Consider the following 18997-nt stretch of genomic DNA (forward strand, 5'->3'; position numbering starts at 1 on the left):
AAATGAACCGGTTCATTTCGATTAAAAATATCGGAAAAAATCCTTCAAAACGCAACAGATATTTGATAATTTGCCTAATGGAGTGAAGTCTAAATAACCCCCAAAAAATGAGTTCGGAGTCAGGTTAAGGCAGACGTCGGCAACAGAACAAGGTCGAAGAGGCCGCTGCTTCCGTCAATACTAAGAAAGAACGAGCTCCTTCTTAATCTCACCGTTAGACTTCCAGGTGAGCAAGCCGCGCTTCTTATAAGAAGTATGAAGAAGACTATGAGAGATATGTCCCAACGGTTCTTTCAAGAATTCCCTGTAAATCGTTCCGATCTCGGGATTTTCATGCGACTTGCGAATCGGTTTACCTTCGTCCTCCGCATAAATAGATGCGGCGCGTTTTTTTCTGATTTCCAGACTCGTCGGGATCGGTTGTCCGCCGCCGCCGATGCATCCGCCGGGACACGTCATTACCTCTATGAACGCGTAAGGGGACTCTCCCTTTTCAATCTGGTCAAGAAGCCGGCGGGCATTTTTCAATGTGTGCGCCACCGCGACTCTTATCTTAGTACCGCTCATGTCAACTTCTGCTTCCTTGATTCCTTCCATACCACGCACGGCGGTGAAATTTATGTTCGGCAGAGAGGAACCGGTCACAACTTCATAAGCAGTCCTGAGCGCGGCTTCCATCACTCCGCCTGTCGTGCCAAAGATCACCGCAGCTCCAGTTGATTCACCCAACGGATTGTCAAACTCTTCGGAGGGAAGCGACGAGAATTGGATCCCCGATTCCTTGAACATCCTCGCAAGCTCGCGAGTTGTCAGCACGTAATCGACATCGTAAAATGCATCGTCATCCGACCAGGACTTTTTCTCTTTCCAGTAAGCGAATGCGCTCATCATCTCAGGCCGCTTCGCTTCATATTTCTTCGCAGTGCACGGCATAATTGAGACAACCACCATCTTTCTCGGATCAATGCCGGTCTTAGCTGCATAATAAGTTTTTGCCACCGCACCGAACATTTGCTGCGGAGACTTGCATGTCGATAGATGATCCAAAGAATTCGGGAAGAAATGTTCGATAAATTTTATCCATCCTGGCGAACATGAAGTGATCATAGGTAAGACGCCGCCCTTGGTAAGGCGTTTTATCAGCTCATGTCCTTCTTCCATGATCGTCAGGTCCGCAGTGAACTGCGTATCGAACACTTTGTTGAAGCCGAGGCGGCGCAAGCCTGCGACCATCTGTCCCGTCACAAGTGCACCATGGCCCATGCCCATGGCTTCGCCTATGCCGACGCGGATCGCAGGAGCCGTCTGTACTATCACAACTTTGTCCGGATTGAGAATCTCTTCAAACACTTTATCGGTATCGTCACGTTCGACGATTGCGCCGGTCGGGCAAACCAGCGCACATTGCCCGCAGTTTGTGCAGGCAACATTTCCGAGTCCCTTGTCCATGTAAGTCGAAACTTTGCTTTTGTTTCCTCGCCTCGTAAAATCAATTGCGTAAACCGTCTGAACCGTCGCGCACACGGCAACGCATCTTCCGCAAAGGATACATTTATTCGGATCTCTTATGATCGATGGAGAAGTCAAATCCAGTTCTTCAACGGGTCTCGTTCTGACAAAAACATCGTCCTTCACACCCAATTCCGCCGATATCTCTTGGAGCTCGCAATTCTGGTTTCGCAGACAGGAGAGACAATCTTTCGGGTGGTTGGCGAGAAGAAGCTCGACATTTGTCCGTCGTGCCTCGCGAATGCGTGGAGAGTTGGTGGCAATCTCGATCCCTTCACGGATACATGTCGAACAGGAACGCACGAGAGTTCTTGCGCCTTTGACTTCGACGAGACAAACACCGCAAGACGCATTTCGTGAGACCCCCTCGAGGTAGCACAGTGTCGGTATCTTTATTCCCGCACTCGCACACGCGTCGAGGATCGTCATACCGTCCGGTGCCTGATACTCATTGCCGTTGACTTTTATGTTCACCATCTTGGTATCCATCAAAAATTCTCCTTTAAATATACGGCGATCTTCAATTCGCCCGACTTTAATCTTTTTCGAATGACCCTTCGGTCTGGTCGACGCATTTCACGTCGCATCGCAAACACCGCGCAGCTTCTTCAAGTGCCTCTTGCCCGCTTAAACCCGACAGGATCTCCTGGAAGGTCAAGATGCGTTCCATGATGGGAAGCTTTTTTACCTCAACTTTCTTGATCGATTCCGGCTCGGCAGGGACTTCATCTTTGTACTTGAACTCTCTAAATAGATGATGGAACCTCTTTTCTTTCATCAAGTCGAAGTCGATTGCTTCTGCTGCGCTTCTTGCTATTCCCATCGCTTCGGAAACGGTTGCCGGACCGGTAACCGCATCGCCGCCGGCATATACTCTGGCCAGGTTGGTTCTGTATCCCGGCTGATGCGCTCTGATCGAGCCATTTTTTCTGACTTCCAGTCCGATCTCCTTCGCCGGTTCGAATTCCACTTTCTCGCCGACTGCCAATATTACCATATCGCATTCCACAACGGCGGTTTCCCCGGTGTCTACGGGCTTCTTCCTTCCGGCGCTGTCAAACCCATCAAGTTTCATCTTGTGGATTTCTAGTCCGGTAACCCTTCCCTTAGCATCGCCGATGATTCTGCTCGGAGCCGACATGAACATGAACTTGATGCATTCATCCACGGCATCGTTTATCTCGTGAGAATTTGCCGGCATCTCATCTCTATCACGGCGATAGACTATCGCAACATCCGCACCGAGTCTCAGACAGGAACGGGCAACATCTATTGCCACGTTGCCGGCACCGACGATCGCTATATTTTTTCCGATTGGGAGTTTCTTTCCAAGAGCAAACTTCTCGAGAAATTCATAACCTTCAAGTACGCCGTCCAGTTCTTTGCCCGGAATATCGAGTCCGATATCCTTCTGCGCACCGACCGCAATAAATACGGCATCATTCTGTTTCTGTAGATGCTTGAAGCCGGCTCCTTTTCCGATGCGAGTATTGAAAACAAATTTTACTCCCAACTTTTTGAAAAGCTCGAGTTCCTTGTTTAACACGTCTTTGGGCAGGCGATAAGCCGGAATGCCGTATTGCAGAATCCCTCCTGCTTTTGCATGACTATCGTAAACCGTGACACTGTGTCCGAGCCGAACGAGATAGTATGCGGCAGTCAATCCCGCAGGCCCAGCACCGATGATTGCGACCTTCTTTCCCGTCGGCGAAAGTTTCTCTTTGATCAGACGCTGATAAATTTCTTTTTCTCTTCCCATCTTGTACATAGTATCCGCAAGGTAGCGATGAATCTCGCCCTGTGACACCGCATCGTCGATCATATCTCTGCGGCATCGCATCTGGCAATGGAAGTAACAGATCCTTCCTACAGTACCTGGAAGCGGATTGTCGCGCAAAGTCAATTCAAAGGCTTCTTCGATCCTCCGCTCTTTCAAGAGCTGCAGATATCCCGGGATATTCATGTGCAGCGGGCAACTGTTTTCGCAAAGAGCCATGAACAGACTTTCACACACGCCGGCTTTGCACCGCTTTTGGTTTATATGTCTTTCGTATTCGTCGCGAAAATACTTGAGTGTGGTCAGAACCGGATTTGCACTCGTTTGTCCGAGACCGCAGAGGGCGGAATCTTTTATCACATATGCCAATCTTTCCAGCGTATCCAGGTCGGCCATCGTCGCATCGCCGCGCGTGATTTTATTCAGGATGGCCAGCATCTGCGAGAGACCTTCTCGGCACGGAGTGCACTTCCCGCAAGATTCGTTGTGAGTCACTTCGACGAAATATCTGGCGACGTCCACCATGCAATTATCCTGATCCATCACCACCATACCGCCAGACCCCATGATCGTGCCTAGCTTCGTCAGAGACTCATAATCGACAGGAGTATTAAAATATTCGACCGGTATACATCCGCCGGAAGGGCCGCCGGTCTGGACTGCACGTATCTTTTTTTTGTTTCCGGTGCCCTCTCCCATCTGATAAATAATATTTTCAAGCGGAGTGCCGAGCGGCAACTCAACCAAGCCGGTGTTTTTAACTTTGCCGACAAGCGAAAAAACTTTTGTACCGGTGCTGTTTGCAGTCCCAAATTTTGAGAACTCGTCACCGCCGATCGTCACAATCAACGGGACATTGTACCATGTTTCAACATTATTTATGTTCGTCGGTTTTCCCCACAAACCTTTCTGCGCGGGGTATGGCGGACGAGTAATCGGACGTCCTGCTCTGCCTTCAATCGATGCAATAAGAGCCGTTTCTTCACCGCACACAAATGCGCCGGCACCTTCAACATGAGTCAGATCGAAACTGAAAGAAGCGCCGAAAATATTTTGCCCGAGGATCCCGCACTCCCGTGCGGCAGCAACAGCTTTCTTGAACCGCTCGACCGCAAGCGGATATTCAGCGCGAACATACATTATGCCTTCAGGCGCACCCATCACATAAGCGCCGATCAACATTCCCTCGATCAATGCCTGCGGATCGCTCTCAATCTCGTTGCGGTTCATGTATGCGCCCGGATCGCCTTCGTCGGCATTACAAATGATATACTTTCTGTCAGACTCTGCCTTCTTCATCATTTCCCACTTGATGCCTGTAGGAAACCCTGCCCCGCCACGTCCACGCAATTTGGATTTTTTAATCTCATCGAGCACGGAATCGGGTGTCATCTGGGTCAACGCCTTCAGCAGTGCTGCGTAGCCGCCAACCGCTATGTATTCTTCTATGTCTTCAGGATTAATCAACCCTGCTTCCCGAAGAACAATTTTCTTCTGTCCCTTGAAAAAGGGAATTTCATTCCATAGCGGAATATTACTGAGACCGGCACCGAACTCAATTCCTGAAGTGAAAAAATTCCATTTCTCAATCCTGCAGAGAGCCTTCTTCACCGGCATAAGGCCGTTACTCAGGCTTTCCACGATTTTCTCTGCGTCCTTCGGAGTTACCTTGTGCAAAATGACAAGCGGCATTCCCGGCAAATAACAATTGACGATCGGTTCTTCGGCACAGAACCCGAAGCAGCCTGTTATAGAAAGTTGGATCTTGGCGTGCTTTACTCTTATGGCTTTCTGAAAACTCTCATAAACTTCCTTTGCACCGTTCCCGATTCCGCAGGTCCCCATTCCCACAGAAATCCTGGGAATATCCGGCAATATTTTCTTGAGCCCTCTCTGCCTGATTTCTTCCAACGCTGCACTATCAAGTAGTTTCATTGATTTTTCCTCCCCTTGGAAACCTTGCTCAATAGCTTCTTCAGTTTTGCGGTTGTCATATTACTACAAATGTTTCCGTCAATAGCAACGACTGGAGCGAGAGCGCATTGGCCAAAGCAGGCTACGGTCGATACCGTAAACTTGTTATCGGAGGAGGTGAATCCGGATTCTCCGGCATCGAGCTCTTTTCCGCCGCCCAACACTAATCCAAGGTCATCGAGTAGTACCTTGGAGCCTTTCGTATGGCATGCAGTGCCCCGACATACGGTGACGGTGTGTTCACCCTGCGGTTTAAGATTGAAAAAAGAATAAAACGTAACGACGTTGTAAATTCTGGAAAGTGGTACACCGGTTTTCATCGCGACGTGGTTCAATGCGTCCTCGGAAAGATACTTCTGTTCGCTCTGAAGCTGTGTCTCTTCAAGTATCCCAAGAAGCTCACCCTGCTGACCCTTGTGTTTAGCGACAACCGAATCTATTTCATGTAAAAAGGAATCTCCGCTAAGATGAATTCCATCGGATAGTTCTCGCGATGTCGTTTGTGACTCGTTCATGCCTACTCCTTTATGAGAATAAAAGAAAAGTGAATGATGAGGTTTTTAGAATATTAGAATGGGATCGGATAAATTTTATTTACGCACACCCACTGACATTTATTTTAGTTTTATATTCTTAATATTTAGAGTTTGTGATAAAATTTTTGCATACTGCACGAAAACGATGTAATAATATTAACAAAGGGACACAAAAAAATCAAGACAACCCGGGACTGAAAGGCTAAAAGCATCTTGGATTTCGCGATTTGGCTATTACAATTTTTTTTTGCAATTTATAGCGCAACAAAAGCGTGGGAATTCATGCAAAAAATTTTTTTGTCCGTAATTGGAATAATTATATCAATATATCCTACATCCTCTTTTTCAAAAACGACCGACCTAAAAGGAAAAATCATGGATGCAGAAACAGGACTTCCGTTAAAGAACATCCACGTGCTCATCCACGAATTACAGAGGGAAGCCATTTCAGATAGCGGCGGCTTTTTTAGTTTCACATCGGTAGAAGCAGGAACATATCACCTATCGTTTGCAAACCCGGCTTATGCCCGGTACGAAAAGGAAGTCCGCACCGACGACACACTGATAATTCGCCTCGACCCGGTTGTCTTCCACGGACCGGAAGTCATCGTCACCAGCACTAAAGGGGAAGTTCCATCGTCGCCCGTCCCGACTATCGTGGTTGATGGAATGATGCTTCCGCAAACCGGCGCGCCGACGGTTTCCGATATTCTGAGTCAACAACCCGGCGTTGCGCTGGTACGCGATGGGATGTGGGAAACCGACGTATCAATCCGTGGCATGACGAGAAATAATGTTGTGATGATGGTCGACAACACCCGGCTTGAGACAGCTAATGATATTGCAACAGCCCTTTCTTTGATAAATCCATTCGATCTCGATCGCATCGAAGTTATCAAAGGAGCCAACTCGGCTCTCGCCGGGACCGGAGCGTTCGGAGGAGTCGTAAATTGCATTAGCAAATCGCCCTCGTACAGCGACCAGCCTAGATTTGACGGCGAATCTCTAATTCAGTATGAATCGGTAAATCACAGCAGTGCGGAGTATCTCGCACTCGAAAGCGGGTCCGAGAATTTTAAACTTCGTGGCAGCGGAGAATACAGGAAAGCCGGGAATTACGAAACTCCTTTAGGAGATGTGCCAAATTCCCAGTACAATGATTTCGGTCTGACCGGAGACGCTGGTATAAAGTTATTCAACAACCATTCACTCGACCTCACATACCAGCGGTTTCAGGCAGAGGATACGGGGATCCCAGGCGATTCATTGTTTACTCAAACCGCTTCGGCAAAATATACGCTTGCGCGACGCGAACTTTACAAGTTGGAATATTCTATCCCGGACATCAGTGATGCTTTTCCCGTGCTTATTCTTCGCGCGTCAAGACAGATCATCGAGAGGCATGTGCAAGTAATTCAAACTCCAACGCTGACTTTGACGCCACATGCCATACATGGCACAGACATGTTTCAAATTGAAGGCTCGATTGTCCCCGCGACCGGCCACTTCCTTACCGCCGGCGTCGAAGTCTGGCAACGAACCTTGGATAGCAAACGCGAACGATACAACTACTCCAACAATACCGTCATCCAGGATGTCCCTCTCCCCAATTCTTCGTTCGGGAGCGCGGGAATCTATGCGCAGGACGAGTGGCAATTGATACCACAAGCGACGATAGTTGTTCTTGGAGGAAGATGCGATTTTATTCGCGTTCACAACGACCTGACAGTAGACACTGTCTGGATACAAAACTCCAGCGGTCAAAAAACTTTCCCTCAAGATGAAAATGTCCTCTGGCCGGAAAATACAAGCAGCTCGGCAAGCTGGAGTGCCAATCTCGGAATTGACCAGAAGATTTATGAGTCCTTGAACGGCTCCGTTTTGTTATCAACCGCATTTCGATCCCCTTCGCTGGAAGAACGTTACCAGTATTTAAACTTCGGCGGATCGATCCATGTCGGCAACCCCGATCTTCAGCCGGAACAAAGTGTTTCGATTAATTGCGGATTAGAGTGGCGCACATTGTTGCTGCGACTCGATGGCGACGTCTACTACAATTCACTTCGAGATTTGGTCTCGGAAGTCCTCGGAACTTTCGAAGGAAATCCAGCCTATGTAAAAATAAATATCGGCCAGGCAAGAATGTATGGATACGAGTTGTCTGCCGAAACAGATGCGGCATCTCATCTCATATTCGGGGCGACTCTTTCTTACGTTCGTGGTGAGAACACGAAGAGTCATGCCAATCTTCCTCAAATTCCCCCGCTTCACGCTGCATTCTCAGCTAACTATATGTTTGGTAACCTCGGGACCATTGATGCCCAGCTGGAAGGAGATGCCAGGCAAGATTTCTCTGCTGTCGGCGAAAATCCTCCTGCAGGTTATATCCTTATAGACGCAGGCTATAGAAGTGTTCCGGTTGCATTTTCCGGGATATTTATAACGTTAAATTTAGGGGTGCACAATCTTTTCAATCGTGCTTATATGAACTTCCTTTCGACCGCACGAGGAGAAATCAAATACGAGCCCGGCAGAAATATATTTGCGACTGCGTCGGTGCAATGGTAGTTATAAAAAAATCTAGCACATGACCTGGCTTTCGTTCGCGTTTATATCTGCCATTCTCTCCGCAACCGCCGCGGTGACGCAGAAAAAGATCCTCTTCAAGATCGACGCCCTGACATTTTCATTCCTGCTTTCCGCAGTCATCATGATAATGTCTTTCGGTGCACTGCTCATAGTCGATGTTACAGACGTCTCTGGCATAACGCTGGCCATCCTCATACTCAAGGGCGTCATCAATGCGTTTGCATTTGTGCTCGTAATGATGATGTTGGAACGCTCTGACATAAGCGGAACACTCCCTCTCCTCGCATTGACTCCGGGCATCACGGCAGTCCTGGCATTTGCCGCAATCGGCGAGACGATCACTGCAATAGAAATGATTGGATTGTTGCTTATGATTGGAGGAGTCCTCCTCCTGGAGCGGAGACCGACCGGACTCGGAAATTTTAGGGCACAGCGGTACATCTGGGCGGCCCTATTGCTGTTTGCAGTCTCAGCCGTGATGGATAAAGTCCTCGTGAGCGGCTACAAGACTTCGCCAATTGTGGTCCTTTTTTACCAGCACGCGGTCTTTCTAGTAGTGTATGTAATTTTGTTTTTCAATCGGAGAAATTCTCTTCGCCAATTGCTTACGAGAAAACATATCCCGGTTCTGCTTCTCATCGGCTTGGTGGCACTGTTTACTATCGGATACCGCCTAACGCAGCTTGATGCGGTGAAAACCGGAAATGTTGCTATGGTTCTTGCAGTCAAACGCACTTCGGTTTTTTATGCATCCCTCATCGGTGGAAAGATGTTCAGCGAAAAGCATCTCCTCATACGCCTCGCAGGTGCTGCAGTCATAATTGCCGCCGGCTTCATTATCCTTCGCAACGTGGCATAATAATCGACCTCAACCGCTCTCTCTTATTTCAAAGGGGAGTCATAGTGTGGTGACTTGAATTAAGCTGGGACTAACACATTCGACGGATTAAGTGGTGACAAGAATGATTTGGGGGAGAAGGTTCTAAAACTCTTTCACTGTCTCTCATTCATGAACAGCCTGCCTTGTAATCGTTCCAAACCAGAGGCAACTTGTAGTGAGAGGTCCGCATCGGGGAGCCACTGAGGTCAGCGCTAATATTCCATGGAGATGATTCGTTCATTCAAGAGTCTGCTTTTGAAGGTTTTGTATGACATCAGGGACAAATCGTTCGCTCAGGCCACTTCCAAATGAGAATGTGTAGAGCAAAAGCAGGTTTGAGCCTATGAATGTCAGAACTACTCCGGACTGTTGCATTAGAATTAGAATACGCGTGAATCCATTCAAAGTGGTGTGCATCCATGATGAATATTTTGGAATCAAGATACCTCTAAACCGAGTCAAAACGGAGACGAGAGATCCGCACGCGCCGAAGGTACCACCCATGAGAATATGGTAAATTAGCGTTTTGCCGAAATATTGAGAGTACAAGAGTGGGGGACGATTGACAAGGCAGCAAATACTATTGCCGCAAAAACATACTTGAGATGTACAGATTCGGTTGATTTACTCTCGATGAATTGTTCAACCTCCGCAAAATAATTTGTCTCTTTAAGAGATTTTCCAGATTTTAGTGCGACATAAAAGGCTGTCGCGATTAGAGTCTGGGCAAGATATTGTCGTCTTTTGGGAATTGAAACTGTTACTCTTGAAAGGAGTGCCTTGGAAGTTACAATAACTTCAGATGCATTGGTAAATTTGGGAATAATATATTCGTAAACGAAAGATCTTTCACGTTCTATAAAATAGATAGCGATATCAGGCTCATCTACAACAATAAATTTGATGATCCGGCCTTCACGGTTTGTACCTCCAACTTTATATCCTAGCCAGGGAACGTAGTTGGATTTGTCATCTTCTATCATTTAAACACCTCCATAACAAGTCGAATATAAGTGTTGCCTAATTACAGCTAGTCTGCAAAAAATCAAAGCAGCAGTTCAGCAGAAAGAGTGTTGTCATTGCTTCTTTTGTCTAGAAATCCTCTGCACGTCTTCAATGGCAATCTTCACTATGCTGGCTACGCAAGATGTTAATCCGCGGTTCTCAGAAAGTCAAGGGTGCCTGCATGTAAGCGTTACACAAGGTGGATCAAAGGGAGAGGGGGAACTAATTTAGACTTAGTTTAGTTCTAGATTCTGGATAAAGAAGAATGATAAGAACACTAAGCATACCGCTCCCCCTCACGGTTATCGTGTTATTGCTTTGCGCTTCGACATCACAAGCACAAATTACCGCGACCGCAAGAGTAACTTTGACTGTAATCCCCGCTCCCGGAATCAGCTTCGCTTCGGCAAATCCTGTGGGAAATACCTCGCGGCTGAATCAGGCTAACGATGGCGGGATTACATTTTGCACCTCCAGCAACGTTGCCGTCATTCTGAACTCTTTTGGGGAAAAGAAAATGTTGGATTCAGATCATCTCGGTCATGGGGCGACGAAAACTCTAACCACAAAAGAGCTCAACGGCCTATCGAAGGTCGAAGTAATATACATCGGAAACTAAAGCCTCAATCTTCTCTTCTGTCGCACAAATCTCCTGGACCTTTTAAATAACGTGATGGCCGCTCCCGGTATCTTGACTGGAATTGGTTTATCACTCAATATCCCTGTGAACCGTCTGCGGAGAGAATGCCGGCAGACATACGGAAATATATTCGGCTCCCTGCGGTCTTGGAGTGCTGTACTGGACCCACTCACCATGGTGTGCGATGATTGCCTGGCCTGCTCTGACTTCGAAGACCTCCATCGTAGTTGCAACGCGCAGTAAGCCTCGAAGGACAACAGTATACTCATCGAACTCCGGTGTCTGACCCGGTTCAATCCACCCTTCCGAACTTTTCATTCTCGCAATGCTGACCGCCGGGGTTTTTGAGCTCACATTGCCGATAAACTCTTCGATGATTTTCGGTTTGTTTCCCGCGGCCTGAACTTTAACCGGAGATTTGATAATCGTTGGCATTTATTTATCCTTGCATGATAGTTTGTCCAGCATGTCCGAGAATGGCAAGATGGCGAATGAAATCTTCCGGCTCACCTGGCGAAATCACCACCGTGCGATTCGGGTAACGCAGCACTATTGTCTTATGCTGGTCGGTGACAAACGCGCGAAAAGCGCCCAGACGTGCGTTGCGGTAGAATCCCGTAAACGAAAACATTCCGCCATTTCCAAAAGTGCGAATGCTTCCCCGCATCGCGTCCGGATCGAACCGTGCCGAAGCTATGCCTGCCAGCGGCAGCCGCGTCGTCCAGAAAAGACGGTGTACCAGGATGGCATTCGGAGTGATGGTGTATCCTCTGATCGCAAAAGGCACCGTACCAATGAGCAGGGCTGGTGGCAATAAACCCGGCCAGGACATGAGCCGATGATCGACGCGTACCGCGAGAAATGCGACGCCTAGACACAGGATTGTTGACAGTGATGAAATGACCATGAGCGACGTGCTCCATGGAGCTTTGTAGTCTCTCATGATTGTGTCTCCCCTGCGTGGTTAATCGTTTCCTCGCTCGTTTATTGCTTACTGCCCATTTATTTGATTGTATCTATCGCATGCATCTTCACATCCTAAGTCACACGCATGCTTCAAATCATTCAATGCATCCTGCTTCCTCCCCAGATGAAGATAGCATAAAGCCCGGTTAATATAGCCGTTGTAGTCATCGGGTTTAGAATCGATCGCACGGCTATTATCTGAGACGGCATCTTCATATTTCCCCTGCTGATAGTGAATCCATCCTATATTGTTATATGCACTGGTATATCCTGAATTGAGAGCGATCGTGTGCTCGAAATCCGAAATGGCTTCATCGTAACGATTGAGGTTTCTATAGCAGATGCCGCGGTTATAGAAAGAAAGGTAATCGCCCGGATCCGCTTTGATCGCCAACGTGTATTCCTGTATTGCCTCTTCGAATCGCTGCGCCTGCAGCAAATCATATCCCTTCTTTGCATGACCATGCGCCTCAGCACTTTTGCTATTCAAGTAGCTCTTGGTCTGTTGAAGATTTTCATCTGCGGGACTGATTTTTGAAGCGTAGTCGATTATCGAGCGTGCCTGGACAAAATTGCCTAAAGCGTATAGTGCACCAGCCTCCGCGCGAAGGAATGTTGAGTTCTGGGGGGATAACTGGACTGCGTTTTCGTAATCCTCCAGCGCCTGCTGATATTTCCTTATACTGTAATAACAATCACCCCGGTAGTCATAAAATTCCGCGCGGTCTCCGAAGGAAATTGCTTCGTTGTACTTTACAATTGCAGATTCGTAGTCCCCCTCATATTCGAGATCCATGCCTTCATCAAATGGGATATAACCTCTGAGCACTTTCAGCTGAGGATTCAAGGATAAATATTTTTGGCTTTCATCGGCAAGCTGGAGCATCTCCTCATGAGATCCACCCCATCGAGGCCAGAGACTTTTCATATATGAAACCCAGATTCCAAGACTCGTCGGATCTATTTTTAAGGCCGCATCAAAAAAATTTCTCGTGGCAAGTTTGCCGCCCATATGCATGCTGATGGTGATGAAGACATCGTAGCAAGCAAGATTGCGCTCGTCAATTTTCAGCCCCTCGGAAGCGTCCAGCACGGCCTTTTTAAAGTATTCACGCATTCCATTCCATTGCTCTTCAGTAACATCTTTAGCCCAACCGACTCCCCGGAGACGCCACCCTACCCTCATATAGTAACGGGCTCGTGCTGCATACGCATTCGCACACTCAGGGTAACGCCGGATCCAATCATTAAGGCTCACCTCTATCGTCGAATCAGGTATTTCAAATGTGCTGAAGGCACGCCAATAATACTCTTCGAGTGTCTTGTCTTTCTCCAGAATCTCGGTGACATCGTCTAATTTCTTCATCAAGGGTTCGTACAAACCGCTCTTGAGTAAATACAGCAGCGTAAGCTTGTCCGGACCACCATGTGGAGCTGTACTTTGAGCATACGCGCAAAACGAGGAAAGAATGAGAACGACTGTAAGACGATAACCGGTAAGTTTCATAACTGTCTCCCTGCCTGACGATATTTCAAACTTAGATAAACTCAAACCATAAATGGAAACTTAAGCGTTCGCACACCGGAAGTATTTCCACACCATTTCTTCCACAATATGTCCGCCGACCTTGCCTTTGAAATTTATGTTTTGCTTCTGCGATATGCAAATATCCGCGGCATAACTAAGAAAGCTTGAATTCATTTTAGGTCACTTGCCGGCTTCGCCTGATCCAGGAAAGAATTATTGATGGCTGGCCAGACAATAGATTTGCCACTTCTAACACCATTCTAATTTCCCTTCAAAGTGGACATTGAATAACCCAAGGAGCCGGGGATCTGCCTCTCTTTTGCCGTTGTTCCAATTAGAAATCTCTCACTCTTTGAGTGCTACTCCAAGGGAAAGTCCTGCCCATGGTACAAATTCTTTGAAGGTAAACAGAGGAGTGAAACCGATTCGAAATATTACGCCGCTATCTCTCGGCTGCATCCTGTACCCAATTGTCGCCGCGCCTAACAAAACGTTTGCCCTATTCTGGTGAGCTGTGCCAAAAAATATTTCTTCACCTTGAAATGAAATGACGGCGGGCACTAAACCAATTCCCAACTCAAGGTGGTGATCCCCCTGTCCGGTAAGATAGTTGACCATGATAGGAAAGGCTGTGAATTTCAACTCACCCGCAACAAGCAAGGCAAACGCGGGGAGCGACCAAGTGGTGAATCCCACCCTCAAACTGAAATTCGGGGTGAAGCGGTGATCACAATTGATTGAATAGAGGATACCTGGTCCAAAACCTTCAGCATATATCGCGTCTCGAGTGTAATGATTCACACTTTCCTGAGCAAAGAGAGGACTCGTGGCGACAGCGATAACAAAGCAAGGCATCAACATTGAGGGGAACACGAATTTCGTGCGATGGATCCTCATAAAACAACCCCTTTCTCACGTAATTATGAAATACAAAAGATATTAAGCGGCGGATTACAGAAAGTCAAGCTCATGTCCGCGTTCTCTGAAGATTTGAGCGAGAAATACGATTTCGGGTCTAAGATGAAATCGGAAACTTAGACTCCACCCTTCAAGACTTTGTTTAGGAAGGACAAAGGCAGGACAAGATTAGGATCATGTCCTGCATAGATTCAGTATCTTGGCAAGCTCGGATCTATTTTCTCGACCCACTCGTCGATTCCGCCGACCAGATTCTTCACGCTCTTAAATCCGTTTCTGCGAAGGAAGTCTGCCGCTCTTCCACTCCGTCCTCCGGACTTGCAGTGTACCACGATCTCTTTCGAGGGATCCAATTCATCAATCCTTTTTGGCAGTGTGGAAAGAGGAATTAGATATGCGCCGATATTGACAATCTCATACTCATGCGGCTCGCGAACGTCGAGGAGAAAAACGTCGTCGCCTCGATCCAGTCTTGTTTTTAGCTGCTCAACCGTGATTTCAGTTTCGCCATCGACGACCTCTGCGGGCTGAGTCACGTGAGGTGCAATCCCACAGAATTGCTCATAGTCGATCAACTCGTGAATCGTCGGGTTGTCTCCGCAGATCGGGCACTCGGGATTTTTCCGGAGCTTCAGTTCGCGGAATTTGAATTTCAGTGCATCGAACAAGACGAGCCTGCCTATCAACGGCTCGCCCTCTCCCAGAATAAGCTTGATCACCTCGAGTGCCTGTAATGACCCGATTATTCCCGGCAAAACTCCGAGCACTCCGCCTTCCGCACAGCTTGGAACCAGTCCCGGCGGAGGCGGCGCAGGGTAAAGACATCTGTAACACGGCCCGCGTTTCGCATCGAACACGCTCACCTGTCCATCAAACCTCAGGATGGAGCCGTAAACGTTCGGCTTTCCCAATAGAACACAGGCATCATTTACCAGATACCGGGTCGGGAAATTGTCCGTCCCATCGACGATCACGTCATAGTCTCCAAATAGGCCCAGGGCATTCGCAGACGAGAGTCTTTCTTCATAAGTCTCGACTTCGACATTCGGATTGATTCCATTTAGAGTCTCGCGTGCTGAATCCAATTTCGGTCTTCCAATATCCGGGGTTGAATGCATAACCTGTCTCTGTAAATTTGTCAAATCGACGACATCGAAGTCTACAATACCGATCTTGCCGACACCTGCCGCAGCAAGATACAGCCCCAGCGGAGATCCAAGTCCGCCTGCGCCGATCATTAAGACTTTTGCGGCCTTCAGTTTCTTTTGTCCGGATAATCCAACTTCAGGAATAATCAGATGCCTGCTATAGCGAAGCACCTCTTCGTTGGAAAGCTGGACCTCGTCTTCGATTGTGGTGACATCCACACCACCAGCAATTGATGGTACGATGCTCACCGTATCGGACTCCTTCACCGGAGTTTTTTCTTTCTCGAGGTATCGAATATCCTCGTCGTTGATATAGATGTTCACATAACTTCTCAGATCGCCATTCTCGCCATACAGATGCTGACGAACGTCTCCATATTTTGAAGTTAGATCCTGCAGTACTTCACTTATTGTATTGCCGTTGACTTCGACCGTATCTTTTTTGTCCGTGTATGGACGCAACGGCGTCGGAATGAAAACCTTTATTGACATATATTTAACCTCTATTTGGAATACCGGTTAGTCTTTAGTTTTTGTTTTGCTGCTACCTACTGCCTGCTGTTTACTTCTTCTTCCACCAGAAATTCTTTCCGATCGAATCGATCCCTGGTGTCACTCAACAGCCATGCACTTATGTCCCTGGCCTTCCCTTGCGAAACAGATACAACAATGTATGTGAACCAGGGGAGCGCATGGTCCCTATCAAATTCCGAAGGAACCGCCGGATGATCAGGATGAGAATGATAGAAACCGAGCAGATCTAATTTTCGCTCGACGGCGATCCTCTCCATCTGCAAATATTGTTTCGGGGTCACGAAAAATCTTCTTCCGCGATTTTCACCCTGTTCGTTATCAAGCTCAACCACTTCTTCGACCATCTGGTTATTACCGTCACTTCGACCGAGCATGATACCGCAACACTCTTCGGGATATGCCCGCTCGCCGTGTTTTTCAATTTGGGAAATCGCATCCTTGGGAATTTTGATCACTGACAGCATCTCTTGTTTTTTACTTTCCACTATCTCCATTAGAGAAATGTTCGCTTCCATATCTCGCACCGCTGTCCGGAAATACAGTCACAACTACGCCGGATTTTAATCGAGAGGCAACTTTCAGACTTGCTGACATCGCGGCTCCGGATGATATGCCTACAAATAAACCTTCTTCGCGTGCCAGACGATTCACCATCTCATAAGCTTCTTCCGTAGAAATCGCCAGTTGGCCGTCGGCGACAGTTGGGTCGTAAATACCGGGAACGATCGTCGTTTTCAGGTGCTTCAATCCTTCAAGCCCGTGCAGTGGGGAATCGGGCTGAAAAGATATACAAGAGATCGATGGATTGAATTCCTTCAGCCGCCTGCTTGTGCCGACGAACGTGCCGGTAGTTCCGAGTCCGGCGATGAAATGTGTTACACGATGATTAGTCTGTTCCCAAATTTCAGGTGCGGTGGTTCTGTAATGAGCCTTCCAATTCGCCGGATTATTATACTGGTCAGGATAAAAATATTTCTCGGGATTAGCCGCCACCATCTCTTTCACCTTTTGCTGCGCGCCATCGGTGCCCGCGAGCGGATCGGTGAGTATAACTTCTGCGCCATAAGCCGACAGCGCGTTCTTGCGCTCGCGGCTTGCGTTGGAAGGAAGCGCGAGCGCAACCTTGTAACCGAGCGCACTCCCAATCATCGCATAAGCAATCCCCGTATTCCCGCTTGTCGCGTCAATGATTGTTTTGTCTTTAGTCAACCATCCAGACCATTCAGCTTCAACGATCATATTAAGCGCTGCACGGTCTTTCACAGATCCACCGGGATTGAACCATTCCGCCTTAGCGAAAATCTCCACCTCTTTGTTCAATGTAAATAACCTTCTGATACGAAGAAGCGGCGTATTCCCGATATTACCGAGGATTGAATGGCGGTCATGCATTTCGGACTGAAGGTCCCTCCCCTCAACTAATTCCGATACTTCGAGTTCATTCCCGGGATTTCGAGCCTGACGACGATCTATTTTTCCATTCGCTATTTGTTCCATTGTCTTCCCATATCATGAACGAAATTTTTCGCTAAAAGATTTCCGCACCGACAGTTTTTAACAATGACGAACCCGGCGACCAATTCTCTCCATTCTTCTCGCGGTTTCTAAAAAAATTCACAACATCACCGACCACAATCAATCCTGGCAGGCTCTCTTGCATGTCCTCAATCTTCTCCTCAATATTCTTCAGCCTTCCGACGATAACTTTTTCCCCGGTCGTAGTCCCCCCGAAAACAACAGCGATCGGCCTGGAAGACGGGAGACCGTTCCGGATAAGTTGATCGACAATCAGCCCTAACTTTTTCACGCCCATGTAGACAACAATTGTGTCAGCATGCATCAAGTTTTTCCAATCGATATCTTTTTGATCGGTTCCAGGATCTTCCCTGCTGGAGGCAGATCCAGCTCCCGCGGAATGGCCAGTTACAAAGACGACGCTTGATGCTTCTTTCCTATGTGTCAACGGGATTCCGAGAGATGTAGGGATGCCGATTCCCGAAGTTATTCCAGGAACGATTTCAACCTCAATTCCAGCGTCCCGCAAGTGCTCAAGTTCTTCGCCTCCACGTCCGAAAATAAAAGGGTCACCGCCTTTTAATCTGACGACACGCCTGCCCGCAAGTGCTTTGCAGATCAGGAGCTCGTTGATTTTTTCTTGCTTCATGCAGTGTTCGCCTGCCCTCTTACCGACAAATATCTTCTCCGCAGACTCAGGTACTTCAGCAAGGAGGTCAGCATTTATCAGAGCATCGTATAACACAACATCTGCCTGTTGAAGAACTCTGAGACCCTTAACAGTGATAAGTTCAGGATCACCAGGACCTGCACCAACAAGATAAACTTTGCCGGGATCCTTAAGATTTCGAGTCACTTCTCCTGTCTCATCCTTCTTGATTCCTTTCTCATGCTCCATCCTATCCAATTCACTTCGCACAATTTGTTCGCGAACTTTTTTGCGGCTCTCGAAATCGGAAAAAGCGTTCTGTACCTCTGGACGTAACTCACCAAGTCGCTCCAGCAAATCGGGATACCCCGAAGAGAATTTACCTTCGATTTTGTCTCGAATAATTTTGCCCAGCGTAGGGCTCTTTCCGTTTGTCGAAACTGCGATCTTCAAATCGCCTCTCTGAAAAACTGACGAAAGATAAAAAGTGCAAAGCTCAGGAACATCGACAATGTTTGCAGGAATTCCGCGTGCCTGTGCTTCATTGAAAATTCTATCTTGAACTTCGCGGTCGTCGGTCGCTCCAATTACAAGGGAATACCCTTCAAGGTCGCCATCTTCATACTCCCGGCGATGCAAAACAATTTTCTTATCCTCAGAAAGTTCCTCTATCCATGAGGAAACTTCTGGAGCAATTACAGTGATGTCGGCCCTAGCTTCGAGTATGCCCTTGATTTTCTGCTCCGCAACTTTTCCTCCACCGATTACAACTACCGGTCGGCGCTCTACTTTTAAAAATATCGGATATAATCTGTTCATGTTTCTTTAT

The 18997-nt window shown here is 47.6% G+C and carries 15 protein-coding genes and 1 pseudogene; 3 read left to right on the top strand and 13 right to left on the bottom strand.

Annotated elements, in window-relative coordinates:
* Positions 1 to 180: 180 nt before the first annotated feature.
* From VLX91_09865 to VLX91_09875, 3 genes are read right to left on the bottom strand one after another with little or no spacing between them, the layout of a single operon-like run.
* A complete protein-coding gene (locus tag VLX91_09865; protein HUI30511.1) occupies positions 181 to 1998 on the bottom strand; it encodes an NADH-dependent [FeFe] hydrogenase, group A6 in 1818 nt (605 codons plus the stop codon).
* Between the two features lie 46 nt (positions 1999 to 2044).
* Positions 2045 to 5221 carry an FAD-dependent oxidoreductase gene (locus tag VLX91_09870; GenBank protein HUI30512.1) on the bottom strand — a complete coding sequence of 1059 codons (3177 nt, stop codon included), beginning with the start codon at positions 5219 to 5221 and terminating at the stop codon, positions 2045 to 2047.
* Complete coding sequence (locus tag VLX91_09875) at positions 5218 to 5775, bottom strand: NAD(P)H-dependent oxidoreductase subunit E (GenBank protein ID HUI30513.1); 558 nt, start codon at positions 5773 to 5775, stop codon at positions 5218 to 5220. The genes VLX91_09870 and VLX91_09875 overlap by 4 nt, the downstream gene beginning before the upstream one ends.
* A 303-nt stretch (positions 5776 to 6078) precedes the next feature.
* Between VLX91_09875 and VLX91_09880 the strand changes: the two genes are divergently transcribed.
* Both VLX91_09880 and VLX91_09885 read left to right on the top strand, forming a co-directional pair.
* Entirely contained in the window at positions 6079 to 8364 is a 2286-nt protein-coding gene (locus tag VLX91_09880) for a TonB-dependent receptor (GenBank protein ID HUI30514.1), read from the top strand.
* A 19-nt stretch (positions 8365 to 8383) separates the two neighbouring features.
* On the top strand, positions 8384 to 9244 hold the full coding sequence (locus VLX91_09885; protein ID HUI30515.1) for an EamA family transporter: 861 nt from the start codon (positions 8384 to 8386) through the stop codon (positions 9242 to 9244).
* Between the two features lie 539 nt (positions 9245 to 9783).
* Here the strand turns inward: VLX91_09885 and VLX91_09890 are convergent.
* Positions 9784 to 10248, bottom strand: a complete 465-nt coding sequence (locus VLX91_09890; GenBank protein HUI30516.1) for a hypothetical protein — start codon at positions 10246 to 10248, stop codon at positions 9784 to 9786.
* A 287-nt stretch (positions 10249 to 10535) separates the two neighbouring features.
* Here VLX91_09890 and VLX91_09895 point away from each other — a divergent pair, with 287 nt between their 5' ends.
* A complete protein-coding gene (locus tag VLX91_09895) occupies positions 10536 to 10889 on the top strand; it encodes a hypothetical protein (protein ID HUI30517.1) in 354 nt (117 codons plus the stop codon).
* Positions 10890 to 10979: 90 nt separating this feature from the next.
* On the opposite strand, the gene VLX91_09900 is transcribed toward VLX91_09895, so the two are convergent.
* From VLX91_09900 to cysG, 9 genes and pseudogenes are all read right to left on the bottom strand, one after another.
* Positions 10980 to 11345 (bottom strand): hypothetical protein, encoded by a 366-nt coding sequence (locus tag VLX91_09900; protein HUI30518.1) that lies wholly within the window; start codon positions 11343 to 11345, stop codon positions 10980 to 10982.
* Positions 11346 to 11349: 4 nt separating this feature from the next.
* Complete coding sequence (locus VLX91_09905; protein HUI30519.1) at positions 11350 to 11853, bottom strand: PH domain-containing protein; 504 nt, start codon at positions 11851 to 11853, stop codon at positions 11350 to 11352.
* A gap of 48 nt (positions 11854 to 11901) precedes the next feature.
* A complete protein-coding gene (locus VLX91_09910) occupies positions 11902 to 13383 on the bottom strand; it encodes a tetratricopeptide repeat protein (protein HUI30520.1) in 1482 nt (493 codons plus the stop codon).
* A gap of 366 nt (positions 13384 to 13749) precedes the next feature.
* Positions 13750 to 14301 carry a hypothetical protein gene (locus VLX91_09915; GenBank protein ID HUI30521.1) on the bottom strand — a complete coding sequence of 184 codons (552 nt, stop codon included), beginning with the start codon at positions 14299 to 14301 and terminating at the stop codon, positions 13750 to 13752.
* Between the two features lie 212 nt (positions 14302 to 14513).
* On the bottom strand, positions 14514 to 15674 hold the full coding sequence (gene moeB / locus VLX91_09920) for a molybdopterin-synthase adenylyltransferase MoeB (GenBank protein HUI30522.1): 1161 nt from the start codon (positions 15672 to 15674) through the stop codon (positions 14514 to 14516).
* A gap of 27 nt (positions 15675 to 15701) precedes the next feature.
* Positions 15702 to 15962: pseudogene (locus VLX91_09925) on the bottom strand (MoaD/ThiS family protein).
* A 56-nt stretch (positions 15963 to 16018) separates the two neighbouring features.
* On the bottom strand, positions 16019 to 16489 hold the full coding sequence (locus VLX91_09930) for a M67 family metallopeptidase (protein ID HUI30523.1): 471 nt from the start codon (positions 16487 to 16489) through the stop codon (positions 16019 to 16021).
* A complete protein-coding gene (locus tag VLX91_09935) occupies positions 16479 to 17501 on the bottom strand; it encodes a cysteine synthase family protein (protein HUI30524.1) in 1023 nt (340 codons plus the stop codon). Before VLX91_09935 ends, VLX91_09930 begins: the two co-directional genes overlap by 11 nt.
* Before the next feature lie 31 nt (positions 17502 to 17532).
* Positions 17533 to 18987: a siroheme synthase CysG gene (cysG, locus tag VLX91_09940; protein HUI30525.1), complete on the bottom strand. Its 1455-nt coding sequence runs from the start codon at positions 18985 to 18987 to the stop codon at positions 17533 to 17535.
* Between the last annotated feature and the right edge of the window lie 10 nt (positions 18988 to 18997).

The sequence above is a fragment of the Candidatus Acidiferrales bacterium genome (assembly GCA_035515795.1).
Lineage (GTDB): Bacteria > Bacteroidota > Ignavibacteria > Kryptoniales > JAKASW01 > JAKASW01.

What these genes read in the sequence shown, in the direction of transcription:
- VLX91_09865 (HUI30511.1), bottom strand. Translation starts at nt 1,998, where the DNA reads ATGGATACCAAGATGGTGAACATAAAAGTCAACGGCAATGAGTATCAG.
- VLX91_09870 (HUI30512.1), bottom strand. Translation starts at nt 5,221, where the DNA reads ATGAAACTACTTGATAGTGCAGCGTTGGAAGAAATCAGGCAGAGAGGG.
- VLX91_09875 (HUI30513.1), bottom strand. Translation starts at nt 5,775, where the DNA reads ATGAACGAGTCACAAACGACATCGCGAGAACTATCCGATGGAATTCAT.
- VLX91_09880 (HUI30514.1), top strand. Translation starts at nt 6,079, where the DNA reads ATGCAAAAAATTTTTTTGTCCGTAATTGGAATAATTATATCAATATAT.
- VLX91_09885 (HUI30515.1), top strand. Translation starts at nt 8,384, where the DNA reads ATGACCTGGCTTTCGTTCGCGTTTATATCTGCCATTCTCTCCGCAACC.
- VLX91_09890 (HUI30516.1), bottom strand. Translation starts at nt 10,248, where the DNA reads ATGATAGAAGATGACAAATCCAACTACGTTCCCTGGCTAGGATATAAA.
- VLX91_09895 (HUI30517.1), top strand. Translation starts at nt 10,536, where the DNA reads ATGATAAGAACACTAAGCATACCGCTCCCCCTCACGGTTATCGTGTTA.
- VLX91_09900 (HUI30518.1), bottom strand. Translation starts at nt 11,345, where the DNA reads ATGCCAACGATTATCAAATCTCCGGTTAAAGTTCAGGCCGCGGGAAAC.
- VLX91_09905 (HUI30519.1), bottom strand. Translation starts at nt 11,853, where the DNA reads ATGAGAGACTACAAAGCTCCATGGAGCACGTCGCTCATGGTCATTTCA.
- VLX91_09910 (HUI30520.1), bottom strand. Translation starts at nt 13,383, where the DNA reads ATGAAACTTACCGGTTATCGTCTTACAGTCGTTCTCATTCTTTCCTCG.
- VLX91_09915 (HUI30521.1), bottom strand. Translation starts at nt 14,301, where the DNA reads ATGAGGATCCATCGCACGAAATTCGTGTTCCCCTCAATGTTGATGCCT.
- VLX91_09935 (HUI30524.1), bottom strand. Translation starts at nt 17,501, where the DNA reads ATGGAACAAATAGCGAATGGAAAAATAGATCGTCGTCAGGCTCGAAAT.
- cysG (HUI30525.1), bottom strand. Translation starts at nt 18,987, where the DNA reads ATGAACAGATTATATCCGATATTTTTAAAAGTAGAGCGCCGACCGGTA.